This is a genomic window from Cellulomonas sp. ES6, from assembly GCF_030053835.1.
In the GTDB taxonomy this organism is placed as follows: Bacteria; Actinomycetota; Actinomycetes; order Actinomycetales; family Cellulomonadaceae; genus Cellulomonas.
The window spans coordinates 2,434,306-2,449,184 of sequence record NZ_CP125655.1 but is presented as its reverse complement, the minus strand read 5'-3'; the positions used below and the strand labels follow the sequence as shown (position 1 = coordinate 2,449,184).

At 75.4% G+C, this 14,879-nt stretch carries 14 protein-coding genes; 5 read left to right on the top strand and 9 right to left on the bottom strand.

Features of this window, described 5'->3' with window-relative positions:
- Window positions 1-6 precede the first annotated feature (6 nt).
- On the bottom strand, window positions 7-609 hold the full coding sequence (locus P9841_RS11455; protein WP_283318811.1) for a hypothetical protein: 603 nt from the start codon (window positions 607-609) through the stop codon (window positions 7-9).
- Between the two features lie 70 nt (window positions 610-679).
- Window positions 680-1,348, bottom strand: coding sequence for a hypothetical protein (locus P9841_RS11450; RefSeq protein ID WP_283318810.1), 669 nt, complete (start codon window positions 1,346-1,348; stop codon window positions 680-682).
- Window positions 1,349-1,622: 274 nt separating this feature from the next.
- Here P9841_RS11450 and P9841_RS11445 point away from each other — a divergent pair, with 274 nt between their 5' ends.
- Window positions 1,623-2,903 (top strand): APC family permease, encoded by a 1,281-nt coding sequence (locus P9841_RS11445; RefSeq protein ID WP_283318809.1) that lies wholly within the window; start codon window positions 1,623-1,625, stop codon window positions 2,901-2,903.
- Window positions 2,904-2,946: 43 nt separating this feature from the next.
- On the opposite strand, the gene P9841_RS11440 is transcribed toward P9841_RS11445, so the two are convergent.
- Entirely contained in the window at window positions 2,947-3,933 is a 987-nt protein-coding gene (locus P9841_RS11440) for a Gfo/Idh/MocA family protein (protein WP_283318808.1), read from the bottom strand.
- Window positions 3,934-3,981: 48 nt separating this feature from the next.
- Between P9841_RS11440 and P9841_RS11435 the strand changes: the two genes are divergently transcribed.
- The 4 genes from P9841_RS11435 to efeB all read left to right on the top strand — a co-directional run bounded on the left by P9841_RS11435 (window position 3,982) and on the right by efeB (window position 8,576).
- Entirely contained in the window at window positions 3,982-4,818 is an 837-nt protein-coding gene (locus P9841_RS11435; RefSeq protein ID WP_283318807.1) for a PhzF family phenazine biosynthesis protein, read from the top strand.
- Between the two features lie 125 nt (window positions 4,819-4,943).
- On the top strand, window positions 4,944-5,801 hold the full coding sequence (efeU, locus tag P9841_RS11430; protein ID WP_283318806.1) for an iron uptake transporter permease EfeU: 858 nt from the start codon (window positions 4,944-4,946) through the stop codon (window positions 5,799-5,801).
- A 110-nt stretch (window positions 5,802-5,911) separates the two neighbouring features.
- Window positions 5,912-7,102: an iron uptake system protein EfeO gene (gene efeO, locus P9841_RS11425; protein WP_283318805.1), complete on the top strand. Its 1,191-nt coding sequence runs from the start codon at window positions 5,912-5,914 to the stop codon at window positions 7,100-7,102.
- Window positions 7,103-7,166: 64 nt separating this feature from the next.
- On the top strand, window positions 7,167-8,576 hold the full coding sequence (gene efeB, locus P9841_RS11420; RefSeq protein ID WP_502848895.1) for an iron uptake transporter deferrochelatase/peroxidase subunit: 1,410 nt from the start codon (window positions 7,167-7,169) through the stop codon (window positions 8,574-8,576).
- On the opposite strand, the gene P9841_RS11415 is transcribed toward efeB, so the two are convergent.
- The 6 genes from P9841_RS11415 to P9841_RS11390 form a co-directional block, all read right to left on the bottom strand.
- Entirely contained in the window at window positions 8,555-9,592 is a 1,038-nt protein-coding gene (locus tag P9841_RS11415; RefSeq protein WP_283318804.1) for a class I mannose-6-phosphate isomerase, read from the bottom strand. The two genes, efeB and P9841_RS11415, sit on opposite strands and share 22 nt — an antisense overlap.
- Complete coding sequence (locus P9841_RS11410; protein WP_283318803.1) at window positions 9,589-10,674, bottom strand: DUF4432 family protein; 1,086 nt, start codon at window positions 10,672-10,674, stop codon at window positions 9,589-9,591. The genes P9841_RS11415 and P9841_RS11410 overlap by 4 nt, the downstream gene beginning before the upstream one ends.
- Entirely contained in the window at window positions 10,671-11,858 is a 1,188-nt protein-coding gene (locus P9841_RS11405) for an ADP-dependent glucokinase/phosphofructokinase (protein ID WP_283318802.1), read from the bottom strand. Before P9841_RS11405 ends, P9841_RS11410 begins: the two co-directional genes overlap by 4 nt.
- A 131-nt stretch (window positions 11,859-11,989) precedes the next feature.
- Entirely contained in the window at window positions 11,990-12,856 is an 867-nt protein-coding gene (locus P9841_RS11400; protein WP_283318801.1) for a ketose-bisphosphate aldolase, read from the bottom strand.
- A 65-nt stretch (window positions 12,857-12,921) separates the two neighbouring features.
- The gene (locus tag P9841_RS11395; RefSeq protein ID WP_283318800.1) at window positions 12,922-13,809 is read right to left on the bottom strand and encodes a carbohydrate ABC transporter permease; all 888 of its coding nucleotides are present in this window, start codon (window positions 13,807-13,809) and stop codon (window positions 12,922-12,924) included.
- Between the two features lie 2 nt (window positions 13,810-13,811).
- Window positions 13,812-14,822, bottom strand: coding sequence for a carbohydrate ABC transporter permease (locus P9841_RS11390; RefSeq protein ID WP_283318799.1), 1,011 nt, complete (start codon window positions 14,820-14,822; stop codon window positions 13,812-13,814).
- Between the last annotated feature and the right edge of the window lie 57 nt (window positions 14,823-14,879).

Sequence of the window (14,879 nt, the reverse complement as noted above, 5' to 3'; positions counted from 1 at the left end):
GTCCTCTCAGACGCTCTCGGAGACCAGGTCGACCTGGATGTCGGTGACGGCGCCCTGCCAGGCGTCGGTGAGCTCCTCGGGCACCGTCACGGTGATGTCGACGAGCCGGACCTCGCCGGGCTGCCACACGCCGCCCCAGCGGGCGGACCGCGACTCGGCGGTGCTCCCGGGGCCCGCGTCCACGAGGACCTCGCCCGTGGCGGCGTCGACGACGAGGAGGTGGAGCTGGTCGAACAGCTCCAGGCGGGAGCCGGTCCGCGGGTCGGTCCGGGCACCCCGGTCGTCCGGGTCGGTCACCGCCAGCCGCACCTCGGACGGCGCGTCGTGGGCGCCGTGCCGAGCCGCCACCCGCAGCTCCAGGACGCCGCCGGGGCCGAGCTCGCGGGCGGCGGGGTCCAGCCCGATGCGGTAGGCCTCCGGGCGGCCCTGCTCCCAGTCCGCGGACGAGGGCACCCACCCGGGTCGGGTCGAGCCGGCGACCACGAGGTCGTGCCCGGCGCCCGGCCAGAAGCGCACGTCCTGCTCGCCTCCGCCGGTGAGCGCCGCGGCGGTGGTCAGCGCGGCGACGCCGGCCAGGGCGCACCACGACAGCATGATCCGCCGGTGCATCGGCTCTCCTCCAGGGGTGTCGGGGGTGCCGCGGGCCCGCGGGCGGTGACCGCCCGCGGGCCCGCGTCGGTCACTCGGCGGTCGAGACCGCGTCCCAGTGCAGCTGGACGTACGCCACGCCGCCGTTGAGCACGTCGTTGGTCAGGCCGTCCGCGTCGCCGCTGTCGTTGTCGGCGTCGTAGTCCGCCAGGGAGACCTGGACCGTGATCGAGTCCTCCGCGCCGGCGGCGAGCTCGGCGTTCGCGAGGGCGTCGGTCAGGCTGATCTTCTCCGCCGAGGTGCTCGCGTCGAGCTCGTCGAACGTCACGTCGCTGACGAGCGTGGCGCCGGTGCCGTCCAGGATGGTGAAGCGCAGCGCGTCGAGGTACGCCGGGGTCGACGTGCGGCCCGGGACCTCCTTGAGCCACAGGTCGATGTCCGCGCCGAGCGAGGTGGAGGCGTTGCGGTACGGGAGGTCGACCTCGATGGTCGTGCCGGGCGTGATCGAGTCGGCGCCCGGGACGGCGATGTCGACGCCCTCGGGCAGGTTCGCCTCCTGCCAGGTGCCGGGGACCGGCATGCCGGCGCCGTCGGTCCCGACGACCTGGATGTTGAAGCGGCCGGAGCCGATGCCGCCGCCGTCGGTGCCGTCGCCGAGGTTCAGGTTCGCGAAGTCCGTGAACGTCGCGGCCGTCACGAGGGCGCCGACGCCGGCCACGGCGCCGATCGACAGGACGAGGCGGGTACGGGCAGAAGCCATCAGAGGTGCTCCTTCCAGAGCGTCAGCAGGAGTGGTGAGCGCGGCGCGCCGGGGGGCGGACCTCGCTGCGGCTGTCACACGATCAGGGACCTCCGACCTGCTCACCGGGCCCGCTGGGTACCTACCCGGGCGACCCCTAGCGCGCTGACCTGCGGCTACGCCGGATGATCGGCTCCCGTCGGCGTGGAGAACGCGTAGCCCCCGGCGCGGTCGCGCCCGCCCTAGGTGGCCGGCGAGGGGACCGGTGAGTACACGCGGCGGGCACACTGGTCCCATGCGCGAGCGGCAGCAGGCCACCCACCCGGCGTCCCTGGTGCGACGGCTCGGCACGGGGGACGCCGTCGTCATCGGGCTCGGGTCGATGGTCGGCGCGGGGGTGTTCGCCGCGTTCGCCCCGGCGGCCGCCGCCGCGGGCACCGGGCTGCTGGTGGGCCTCGGCGTCGCCGCCGTGGTCGCGTACGCCAACGCGACGTCCTCCGCGCAGCTCGCGGCGCAGTACCCGACGTCCGGCGGGACCTACGTCTACGGCCGCGAGCGCCTCGGACCGTGGTGGGGGTTCCTCGCCGGGTGGTCGTTCGTCATCGGGAAGACGGCCTCGTGCGCCGCGATGGCGCTGACGTTCGCCGCGTACGCCGTGCCGGTGGCGTGGCAGCGGCCCGCGGCCGTGCTGGCGGTGCTCGCGCTCACGGCGGTGAACCTGCGGGGCGTGACGCGCACGGCCCGGCTGACGCGCGTGGTGGTGGCCGTCGCGCTGACCGCGCTCGCGGTGGTGGTCGTGGGCGGGCTCGCCGGCGGGGACCCGTCGTGGGACCGGGCGTGGACGGGCGGCCCGGACGTCGGCGCCGGCGGCGTGCTCGGCTCGGCCGGCCTGCTGTTCTTCGCGTTCGCGGGGTACGCCCGCATCGCGACGATGGGCGAGGAGGTCCGGGACCCGGCCCGGACCGTCCCGCGGGCGATCCAGGGGGCGCTCGGGCTCGCGGTGCTCGTGTACGCCGCCGTCGCCGTCGCGCTGCTGACCGTGCTCGGGCCGGAGGCGACGGCGGCGTCGCGCGCACCGCTGGCGGCGCTCGCCGACGCGAGCGGGCTGCCCGGGGCCGGGGCCGTGGTCCGCGTGGGGGCGACCGCGGCCGCGCTGGGGGCCCTGCTCGCGCTCGTCGCCGGGGTCAGCCGGACCGCCCTCGCGATGGCGCGGGAGGGCGACCTGCCGCGGACGCTCGCCGCCGTGCACCCCGGGACGCGCGTCCCGCACCACGCCGAGGTGGTGCTCGGCCTCGTGGTCGCGGTGCTGGTGGCGACCGTCGACCTGCGCGGGGCCATCGGGTTCTCGTCGTTCGGGGTCCTGCTCTACTACCTGGTCGCGAACCTGGCCGCGCTCACGCAGGACCGCCCGCACCGGCGGTTCCCGCGGGCGGTCCAGGTGCTCGGGGCGGCGGGGTGCGTGGCGCTGGCCGTCACGCTGCCGCCCGCGTCGGTGCTCGGGGGGCTCGCGGTGGTCGCCGTCGGCGTGCTGGGGAGGGTCGTCACGCAGCGGCTCCGGCGGCGGCGCGGCGCCTGAGCGCGGGAGCCCGCCTCCGCCGTCGGCGGCCCGGCCCGGCGGGTCAGTCGAGCGGCGCCGGCTGCCGGGGCGCCATGCCCGCCGCGCGGTACGCCGCGTCGACGGTCCGCATCGCCTCGACCGCCCGGGCCGTGCCGGACACCGGGTCGGCGCCGCGCAGCACCGCGTCCGCGAACGTCCGCAGCATGCACACGTACGACGGCGCGGGGTCCGCGGCCTCCTCGACCGTGCCGCCGTCACGCTCCACCACGATCCGGCCGCCGTGCTGCGGGGCGTACGGCGCGTGCACGACGAGCGTGCCGGCGGTGCCCTCGATGCGCGCCCGGACGCTCGGCTCCTGCGCGACCATGCTCGCGCGCACCGTGCCCTCCACGCGGCCGGGGAGGTCGAGCAGCACCTCGATGGACGCGTCGACGCCGTCGACGTCGTCCGCCGTCGCGGACCGCACCTGCGGGGTCCCGAACAGCACGGTGAGCATCCGCAGCGGGTACACGCCCAGGTCCATGAGCGCGCCGCCGCCCATCGACTCCTGCCAGCGGATGTCGGAGCGGTCGGGGATGCTCACGCAGAAGTCGGCCTCCGCCCGGCGCACCTGGCCGATCGCACCGTCGTCGAGCAGCGCCCGCACCCGGGGCCACAGCGGGTGGTGCTGGGAGTGGAACGCCTCCATGACCACCAGGCCGGTGCCGTCCGCGAGCGCGGCGACGTCCTCCGCCTCGGCCGCGTCCGCCGTGAACGGCTTCTCGCACAGCACGTGCTTGCCCGCCTCGATCGCGCGGCGCACCCACACGCCGTGCAGCGCGGCGGGGGTGGGCACGTAGACCGCGTCGACGTCGGGGTCGGCGAGCAGCTCGTCGTACGAGCCGAGCACGCGCGGGATGCCCTCGCGCCGCGCGGTCGCCTCCGCCCGGTCGCGGTCGCGCGCGGCGATCGCCACCACCTCGACCTCCGGGACGGCGGCGGCCGGGGCCGCCACCGCGTCGTGCAGGATGCGGGCCGCACCGAGGACCCCGAGACGCACCGTCGACATGGCGGCACCCTAGCCCGGCGCCACCGCCGCCGTCGTAGCGTGGGCGGCATGCCCACGCGCCGCTTCAGCCAGGTCGACGTCTTCACCACCGAGCCGCTGCTCGGGAACCCGGTGGCCGTGGTGCACAACGCCGACGGGCTCACGGACGCGCAGATGGCGGCGTTCGCCCGCTGGACCAACCTGTCGGAGACCACGTTCCTGCTGGCGCCGACGCTTCCGGGTGCGGACTACCGGCTGCGGATCTTCACGCCGGGCGGCGAGCTGCCGTTCGCCGGGCACCCGACGCTGGGGTCGTGCCACGCCTGGCTCGCGGCGGGCGGCAGGCCGGCGGGGGCGGACGTCGTGCAGGAGTGCGGGGTGGGGCGGGTGCTGCTGCGCCGCGGGGAGGACGGCCTGCGGTTCGCGGCGCCGGAGCCGCTCGCGGACACGCCGGTGCCGCCCGACGTGCTGCGGCGCGCCGTCGCCGCGCTGGACCTGCCGGACGGCGCGGTCGTCGACCACCGGTTCGTGGACAACGGGCCCCGCTGGAACATCCTGCTGCTGGACTCCGCGGAGCGGGTGCTGGCGCTGCGGCCGGACGGGGCGGCCCTGGGCGGGGCGCACGTCGGCGTCGTGGGTCCGTACCCGCCGGGGGCGGAGGCGGCGTTCGAGGTGCGGGCGTTCGTCGGGGACCTCGGCATCGGCGAGGACCCGGTCACCGGCTCGCTCAACGCGGTCGTGGCGCAGTGGCTGACGGGCACGGGCCGGGCCCCCGCCTCGTACGTCGCCGCGCAGGGCACCGTGCTGGGACGCGCCGGCCGGGTGCACGTGGAGCGCGACGCGTCCGGGACGGTCTGGGTGGGCGGCGGCACCGTGACGTGCGTCGAGGGCACCGTGCACCTCTGAGGCCCCCGCGGCCCGGCGCGGGCCCGCGGACGTCCCACCCCTCGGACCCCTGTCGCACCGAGGTGAGGGCAGGCTAACCTTCCCCTGCCGTCGGACGGGCCGACGGCCGGAACGAAGGTTGCCCGATGGTCGCCAACTACCTGATCGGCCTGCGCGAGGGCCTCGAGGCCGCGCTCGTCGTGAGCATCCTCGTGGCGTACCTGGTGCGCACCGACCGACGGCACCTGCTGCCCGCCCTCTGGACCGGCGTGGGCGTCGCCGTCGCGGTGTCGCTCGGGTTCGGCGCCCTGCTCACGTTCGGGCCGCGCGGCCTGTCGTTCGAGGCGCAGGAGGCGATCGGCGGCACCCTCTCGATCGTCGCCGTCGGCCTCATCACCTGGATGATCTTCTGGATGGCGCGCACCGCCCGCCACCTCAAGGCCGACCTGCACCACCGGCTCGACGACGCGGTGGCCGCCGGGCGCGGGGCCGTGGTCGTCGTCGCCCTGCTCGCCGTGGGCCGCGAGGGGCTGGAGACGGCGCTGTTCCTCTGGGCCGGCGCCCAGGCGACCTCCGACGGCACGGCCGCACCGCTGCTCGGCGCCGGGCTCGGCATCCTCACCGCCGTCGCCCTCGCGTGGCTGACGTACCGCGGGGCCGTCCGCCTGGACCTGCGGCGGTTCTTCGCGTGGACCGGGCTGTTCCTGGTGCTGGTCGCCGCCGGCGTGCTCGCGTACGGCGTCCACGACCTGCAGGAGGCCGGGATCCTGCCCGGCCTGAACGACCTCGCGTTCGACGTCTCGGCGGCCGTCCCGCCGAGCAGCTGGTACGGGACGCTGCTCAAGGGCGTCCTCAACTTCACGCCCGCCACCACCTGGCTGCAGCTCGTCGCGTGGGTGGCGTACGTCGTCCCCGTGCTGACGGTCTTCGTCCGCACCACCTGGGGCCACCGGCCCGCGCCGCCCGCCGTGCCGCGCGCCGCCGAGCCCGCCGCCGCGTCCTGAGGCCGGGCGGCCCGCCGCCCCACGACGCACCCGTCGGCTCCCGGCCGGCCGCTCCGCGCGCCGCCACGAGCCCCTCCCACCGACCCGTCCTGCCACCCACGAGGAGTCCCATGTCCCGCACCACCGTCGGCGCGCTCGCGCTCGCCGCCCTCGTCCTGCCGCTCGCCGCCTGCGTCGACAACGACGCCCCGGAGGCCGGGGCGTCCGCGGGGGCGCTCACCGTGAGCAGCACCGCGGACGCCTGCGAGGTCTCCGCCGCCACGGCACCGAGCGGCACGCTGACGTTCCAGGTCACCAACGACGGCTCGGACGTGACCGAGTTCTACCTGCTGGGCGACGACGGCCTGCGCGTGGTGTCCGAGGTGGAGAACATCGGGCCCGGCATCACCCGCGACCTCGTGGTGCAGGTGCGCCCCGGCACGTACTACACCGCCTGCAAGCCGGGCATGGTCGGCGACGGCATCCGGTCCGAGTTCACGGTCACCGACTCCGGCGCGCAGGTCGGGCCGACGGGCGACGTGGCCGCCCAGCTCGCGGACGCCGAGGCCCAGTACGTGGCGTACGTGAAGGACCAGGTCGGCGCGCTCATCGCGGGGACGCAGGAGTTCGCCGCCGCGTACACCGCCGGTGACGACGACACGGCCCGCGCGCTGTACGCGGCGACGCGGGTGCACTGGGAGCGCGTCGAGCCGGTCGCGGAGTCGTTCGGCGACCTCGACCCGCTGACCGACGCCCGCGAGGCCGACCTCGAGGAGGGGCAGGTCTGGAGCGGCTGGCACTACCTCGAGAAGGACCTGTGGCCGCCGGCCCCCGCCGACAACGGGGGCGTGACCTACGTGCCGCTGACCCCCGAGGAGCGGGCGTCGGCCGCGGAGGACCTGGTGGGCTGGACGCAGGACCTCGTGGACCAGGTGAACGACCCGGACTTCACGTTCGAGGCGTTCCAGATCGCCAACGGCGCCAAGGAGCTGCTGGACGAGGTCGCGACCGGCAAGGTCACCGGCGAGGAGGAGATCTGGTCGCACACCGACCTGTGGGACTTCCAGGCGAACGTGGACGGCGCGCGCGTGGCGTACGAGGTGCTGGCGGACGTCGTCGAGGAGGAGGACCCGGACCTGGCGGCCGCGCTCACCGAGCAGCTCGCCGCCCTGGACGGCCTGCTGGCGCAGTACGGCTCCGTGGACACGGGCTTCGTGGGCTACGACACGCTGACGGACCAGCAGGTCAAGGAGCTCGCGACCGGCGTCGACGCGCTGTCGGAGCCGCTGTCCCGGCTGACCGCCGTCGTCACCGGCGCCTGACGCCCGCCGCGCAGGAAGGACGCCGCCCGTGCCCGACCCCACCGACCACCGGCCCGGCTCCCCCGTGCCCGGCGACGCGACCGACCCCGCGGCGGCGGAGCCGGCGCCCACGACGGGTGCCGGCACCCCGCCGCCCCGTCGGGGGCTGTCCCGGCGCGCCCTGCTGGGCGGCGGGCTGCTGGGCGGCGCGGCGCTCGGGGCCGTGGCGGGCGGCGTGGCCGGGTACGGCGCGGGCCGGGCGGCGGCGACCCCGGCGCCGGGTACCGGTGCGGCCGCGACGACCTACCCGTTCACCGGCGCGCACCAGGCGGGCATCGTCACGCCCGCCCAGGACCGCCTCTACCTGGCGGCGTTCGACGTCACGACCACGGACCGCGCCGAGCTGGTGGCCCTGCTCCAGCGCTGGACGACGATCGCGGCCCGCCTGACGCAGGGCCTGTCCGCCGGACCGTACGGACCGGCGTCCGGCCCGTACGACGCGCCGCCGGACGACACGGGCGAGGCCGCCGACCTGCCGGCCGCGGGGCTGACGATCACGTTCGGGTTCGGGCGGTCCCTGTTCGTGGGGGCGGACGCGGGCACCGACCGGTTCGGGCTGGCCGCGCACCTGCCGGACGCGCTGGTCGAGCTGCCGCACTTCCCGGGCGACCGGCTCGACCCGGCGCGCTCCGACGGCGACCTGGTGGTGCAGGCCTGCGCGGACGACCCGCAGGTGGCGGTGCACGCCATCCGCAACCTGTCCCGCGCGGCGTTCGGCGCCGCCACCATCCGCTGGACGCAGCTCGGCTACGGCCGCACGTCGTCCACCTCGTCGGCGCAGGCCACCCCCCGCAACCTGTTCGGGTTCAAGGACGGCACCGCCAACCTCAAGTCCGAGGAGGAGTCCGACGTCGAGGCGCACGTCTGGGTGCCCGCGAGCGCGACCACCCCCGCGACGGCGTGGATGACCGGCGGCAGCTACCTGGTGGCGCGTCGCATCCGGATGACCATCGAGACCTGGGACCGCACGTCGCTGCGCGAGCAGGAGGCCGTCGTGGGCCGCACCAAGGGCGAGGGCGCGCCGCTGTCCGGCGGCACCGAGTTCACCGAGCCGGACTTCGCGGTCACCGGCCGCGAGGGCCGGCCGCTCATCCCGGTGGACAGCCACGTGTTCCTGGCGCACCCGACGCAGAACGCGGGGGTGCGGATGCTGCGGCGCGGCTACAACTTCACGGACGGCAACGACTCGCTGGGCCGGCTGGACGCGGGGCTGTTCTTCCTGGCGTTCGTCACGGACCCGCGCACCCACTACATCCCGATGCAGAACCGGCTGTCGCGCGACGACGGGCTGATGGAGTACCTGCAGCACACCGCGTCGGGGCTGTACGCGGTGCCGCCCGGGCTGCCGGACGGGTCGCTCGTCACGGGGTCGGACGGCACCCCGGTCACGACGGCGTCGAGCCCGTTCGTCGGTCAGGACCTGTTCGCGGGCTGACCGGCGTCGGCGGCCGGCGGGCGGCAGCGCAGGACCTCGAGCGCGGCGACGGCGCCCGGCTCGACGCGCAGCGGCCCGGCCGACCACGGGACGAGCACCGTCGAGCCCGCCGACACCGGGGTGCGGGCGCCGTCGGCCGCGACCAGCGCGCCGCTGCCCGCGACCACCACGGCGACGGCGAACCCGGCGTCCCACGCACCCCCGCCGCGCAGCCGCTCGACGCGGAAGAACGGGGCGGCGTCCGGCAGCAGGTCACCCTCGTCGCCGGCCCGGGCCCCGCGCAGGGCGGCGACCTCGGCGGCCGTCCGGCCACGGCGGTCGACCGCCGCGAGCGCCACGTCGAACCCGAGGCCCAGGTGCCCGGCGGTCGCGCCGTCGATCGCGTACCCGTCCCACTCGACGAGGACCGACAGGTCGGTGGGCTCCTGCAGCTCGACGACGAACGCTCCCGCGCCGATCGCGTGCGGAACCCCCGCGGGCACCAGCACGGCGTCGCCCGGCTCCAGGTCCAGCACGTGCATCGCGTCGAGCATCCCGGCGGTGTCCTGGCGGTCCACCCACTCCCGCAGCTCGGCGGCACCCACGTCGCGCCGGAACCCGAGGTGCACCGGCGCGGCGGTGAGCGCCACCCACGCCTCCGTCTTGCCGTGCGCGAGGCCGAGGTGCCGTGCCGCGAACGCGACGTCGGGGTGGGCGTGCACCGGCAGCCGCTCGCCCGCGTCGAGCAGCTTGACCAGCAGCCCGACGTCGGCGCCGTACCGCGCGACGTGCTCGGGCCCGAGCCAGGCGGCCGGGTCCGCGGCGACGGCCTCGGCGAGCAGCCGGCCGTCGGGCAGCCGCGTGCGGCCGAGCTCGGGCTCGCCGAACAGCGTCGTGGTCGACCCCACCCAGTCCTCCGGCACGTGGTCGCCCGGCGCCGGGTCGCCGCCGGGCCCGCGGAACGCCGCGATGCGGGCGCCGCCGGCGTAGAAGCGGTCGGCCGGCTGGTGGGCGGGCAGGGGGACGGGGCGGGTCACGGCTGCTCCTCGGGGCGGGGACCGGGCCGGGGATCGGGGCGCGGGTCGGGGCGGGGAGCGGGGTGGGCGCCGGCGGCCGGCGCGGCACGGCCCGGCGCCGCGGCAGGCCCGGCACCCGGAGGCAGGACCTCGACGACGACGCCCGTCCGCCACGACTTCCCCGGGCCGAGCAGCGGCGCACCGGCGTGCGGGCCGTCGCGCTCCGGCCCGAACAGCGGCGCGTTCGCCGGCTCGACGCCGAGCACCCACGCGCCGCGGGCGGGCCACGCCCACGTGCACAGCCGCGGCAGGGTCGCGGCCGTCCAGTCGACGGCCACCTCGGCGGCACCGCCGGTGAGGACCGCCCGCGCGCGTCCGTCCGTGACCGCCAGGTCCCGGTGCTCCGCCACGACCGCGGCGGCGCCGGGCGACGGCTCCGGCATCGTCAGGGCCGCGCGCCCCGGCGGCAGCGGCTCGCGCAGGCGCGTCCGGCCGGCCTCCACGCGCAGCCGGCCGCCGGGCACCAGCAGCGGCGCGCCGAGGTTGACGTGGTAGAGCAGCGGCACGCCGACGGGGACGTCCCCGTCGTTGCGCACCACGTCGCGGACCTCGACGCGCGGCCGGCCGGTGGTGGCGACGATCTCGCGCTCGACGACGAGGCGCGTGCCGTACAGCGTCGAGAACCCCACGGCCCCGCGGACGTGCACGGCGACCCCGGACGGCGTCACCTCGCGCCACCACCGGACCTCCGTGGCGGGCGTGAGGTGGTGGCTCCCGTGCTGCCCGGCCGTCGCCGTGGGCGGTCCGATGTTCTCCGGCCCGCACGTCACCACGAGCCCGCCGAGGAACCGCTCCTCCCACCCGGCGCCCGGGCCGGGGTCGGCGCGGTGCGGCGACCGCCACGCGAGCGGCACGTCCCCCCACCACACGGGACCGAGGTCGAGGCCGCGGTCGGGCCGCACGTCGAACGACAGCCCGCCGGCCAGGCGAACCACCAGCAGCCGCTCCCCGCCCGCCTGCACCACGTCGAGCACCTGGGCGACGGCCTCGGGGAGCGCGACCAGGCCCTCGGCCAGCAGCTCCCCGGCCCCGCGGGCGGTCACGCGGTCGCCAGGGCGGCCAGGAACCCGCCCACGAAGGTGTCCCCCAGCCCGATCGTGGTCGGCCGCGGCACGTCCAGCACGTACGCGGGCTCGCAGGCGACGTCGGCCGCGAGCGCCTCGACCTCCCCCGCGAACCGCGTCCCCGCGGCACCGGGCGTGCGCGCGGCCGTCGCCGCGTAGTCGTCCGGCGTGAAGGAGTCGCCGTGCACGTAGCGCGTGCTCGCCATGTCGATGCCGCCGCGCAGCGCCGCCCGCAGCCCGGACGCCCCCGCACCGGCGGCGAGCGCCCAGTGCTGGGTGTGGACCACCAGCGTGCGGGCGGGGACGGCCGCGTGCAGCTCCCCGAGGGCCTTCGCGACGTCGGCGGCGTCCAGCAGGTCGACGGCGCGGCCGGTCCACTCCTGGAGCTCGTCCTCGTTCACCGCCCAGACGTCGACCCGCGGGGCGAGGACGTCCCGCACCGGCCCCCGCAGCGCGGGCAGGTGGTAGCCGGCGTCCTCGAAGTACACGAACCCGCCGGGCGGCACCCGGTCCAGGTCCGCCGCGAGGGTCGCGAGCCGCGCGTCCAGCGTCTCGCGCTCCTGGATGACGTTGAACCCGGAGACCAGCACCACGTCGGCGGTCGCGCACGCGTCGCCCAGCGCCGGGTGCAGCACCAGCTCGCGGTTCGGCGGGTCGTTGACGTAGATCAGGCGGTTCGGGCGCGACGCGACCACCTCGACGCCGGCGACCCGCACGGCGGACCCCGCCGGGTACTGCACGATGAGGTGCGGGTCCGTGGTGTCGCGGTCGGCCGAGCACAGGTAGGTGGTGCTCGCGGGCAGCAGCCGCCGCACGTCGTCGTCGATGCTCACCAGGTGCACCAGGGCCGGCAGGCCGCGCACCCGGTCCATGGCGATCGCCGCGCGCACGCACGTCCCGCCCAGCGTCACCCGCAGCGGGAACCGCCGGGCGAACGCCTCGACGATCTCGGACGACGCCACGAACCGCTCGCCGCCCACCCCGTCCCGGACGAAGCCGAGCAGCGAGCGCAGCAGGTCCCGCTCGCTGAGCACCGGGGTGCGGGCGTCCAGCTCGTCCGCGCGCAGCCCCCACTGCGCGGCCAGCCGCTCGAGGGTGCCCGGGTCCCAGTCGATCTCGTAGTCGACGGTCCCGCCGAGTCCCAGGACGTAGCGCGTGCTCATGGGCGGTGCCGGCCTCCTCGCCGTGGTCGTGCGGTGCTCGTCGTGCGGTGGTGCGGGGTGGTGCGGCCGCCGCCGGCCGGGGGGCAGGCCGGCGGCGGCCGGGTCGGTGCCCCGCCGGGCGGGGCGCGGTCTCAGTACAGGTCGGCCTTGCCCGCCGCGTCGAACAGCTCGATCTTCTGCGCGGCGACCACGTTCATCGCCTCGATCGCCGGCGGCTGGATCGTGTTCGGCTCGCGCAGCGTGAGGTCGGCCAGCACCTCCCGCATCCGGTCGTGGTACGCGACCTTGATGTCCGAGGAGATGTTGATCTTGTTCACGCCGAGCTTCACGGCCCGGCCGATCTCGTCGTCCGGGTTGCCCGAGCCGCCGTGCAGCACCAGCGGGATCGGCAGGCGCGCCTTGATCTCGGTCAGCAGGTCGAGCCGGAGCTCGGGCTTCAGGCCCTTCGGGTACAGGCCGTGCGCCGTGCCGATCGCGACGGCCAGGCTGTCGACGCCGGTGCGCTGCACGAAGTCGACGGCCTGCTCCGGGTCGGTGTGGATGATGTTCGACACCGCCACGCCCGCCTCGGCCTGCTCGTCGAGCTTGCCGATGGTGCCCAGCTCGCCCTCGACCGACAGCCCCACCGCGTGCGCGGCCTCGACGACACGGGCCGTGATCGCGACGTTCTCCTCGTACGGGAGCATCGAGCCGTCGATCATCACGGACGTGAAGCCGATCTGGATCGCCGTCAGCACCTGCTCGTAGCTGCCGCCGTGGTCCCAGTGGATCGCCACCGGCACCGACGCCTTGTGCGCGCGCTGGATCAGCGCCGGCATGACGTCGTGCCCGAGGTGGCTGACCTCGTCCGGGTGGATCGCGACCATCAGCGGGGCGCGACGCTCCTCGGAGATCGCGACGATCCCGTTGAACATGGCGTAGTCGCTGATGTTGAACGCCGGCACCGCGAAGCTGTGCTCGTTCGCGACGGCCAGCAGGTCCGCGCCGTTCATCAACATGGGGTGACTCCTTGTCGTGTCGTGGTCGTGCTGCGTGTGCTGCGTCGTGCTGCCGGGAGCCCCGGTCAGACCTTCACGGCGCCTGCCGTCATCCCACCGATGAAGTACCGCTGGAAGAACAGGAAGAGAATGAGGACGGGAATGCATCCCAGAATGCTCATCGCCATCATCTCGTTCCATTCGTACGAGTGCTGGCCCATGAGCAGCTGGATGCCGATCGGGACGGTGCGCATGTCCTCGGTGCGGGTGAGCGTGAGCGCGAACAGGAACTCGTTCCACGCGATCATGAACGTGTACACGCCCACCGAGACCAGGCCCGGCACGGAGATGGGGACGAGAATGCGCCACAGAGCGGTCAGGGGCCCCGCGCCGTCGACCTTGACGGCCTCGTCCAGCTCCCGCGGGAGGGTGTTGAAGTACCCGGTCATCATGATGATCGCGTAGGGCAGCGTGAACACCATGTACGTGAGGATCAGGCCGGGGTAGGTGTTGTAGAGCCCGAGCGCGACCATCAGGCCGAAGTAGGGGATCAGCAGCGTGATGGGCGGGACCGCCTGCACGCTGACGATGACGACGTTGATGACCTTCTTGCCGGGGAACTCGTAGCGGCTGAACGCGTACGCCGCGAGCACCGCCACCAGCAGCGTCAGCAGCGTGACGCTGCCGGCCACCAGGTACGAGTTGCCGAAGAACCGCAGCTTCACGGGGTCCGTGAGGATCGTCGTGTACGCGTCGAACGAGAAGCCCTCGGTGAGCAGCCGGGGCGGCGAGGCGAAGATCTCCGGGTTCGCCTTGAACGAGCTGGACAGCATCCACAGCACGGGCAGGCCGGCGAACAGCGCGCCGATCACCAGGGCCGTCAGGACGAGCGTCTTCTGCCCGGTCCGGCGGGGCGGGGTGCGCAGGGCGGGTGCCCCGGGCCGGGCCGTGGGGGTGGTGGTGAGGGTCGCCATGATCAGTCCCGTGCCTTCTGGTGCCGGACGTAGAAGAATGCGAGGACCATCGACGCGAGCAGCACCACGACCGCGGACGCGGACGCCACGGAGAACTCGTACCGGCTGAACGCCAGCTTGTACGTGAAGGTGCTGAGCATCTCGGTCGCGTTGATCGGCCCGCCGCCGGTCGTCATCCAGATCAGCGCGAACTGCTGCGTGGTCCAGATGAAGTCCAGCAGCGCCATCGAGATGATGATCGGGCGCAGCTGCGGGACGGTGACGTTGCGGAACTGCTGGAAGGGCGTCGCGCCGTCGACGCGGGCCGCCTCGTACAGGTCCCGCGGGATGCCCTGCAGGCCGGCGAGCAGCGAGATCATGAAGAACGGGTAGCCGGCCCAGACGTTGATGAACGTGACGGCCGCGAGGGCCGTGCTGGGGTTCGCGAGCCACTCCGTCTGGCCGTCGGTCAGCCCGACCGTGCCCAGCAGGTAGTTCACGACGCCGTTCGGGTTGAGCAGCAGCCGCCACAGCACCGCGATGATCGCGACCGTGAACAGCCACGGCAGCACGTAGATCACGCGGAAGAACGCCTTGACGCGGTGGCTGAGCAGCGGGGTGTTCAGCAGCATCGCGAAGCCGAGGCCGATCGCGAAGTGCGCCACCACGCTCACCGTCGTGAACACCAGGGTGTTGCGCGCCGCCGTCCAGAACACCGGGTCGGTGAGGACCTCGGTGTAGTTGGCGAAGCCCACGAACGCCGAGTTCCTGGTGGTGATGACGCCGTCGAGCAGCGAGTACCAGATCACCATGACGATCGGCGTCAGCATGAGGATCGCCAGCAGGACGCCGGTCGGGCTCAGGAACCCGTACGGGGTGAGGCGGCGCTTGAGCCGCTCCCACGCCGGCCGGGTGGCCGGCGGGGCCGGGGCGGGCGGGCCCCCGGTGCCGGGCGCGCCGTCGGTGCGGGCGGCGCCCGTGGCGCGGGACGCCCCGGCCGTGGCCGGTGTCCGCTGCGCGTGCGAGGTGAACACGGTCGGTCCTCCTTGACCGAGGACCGCGCCGGACGGGTCAGGGTCCCGCCCGGCGCG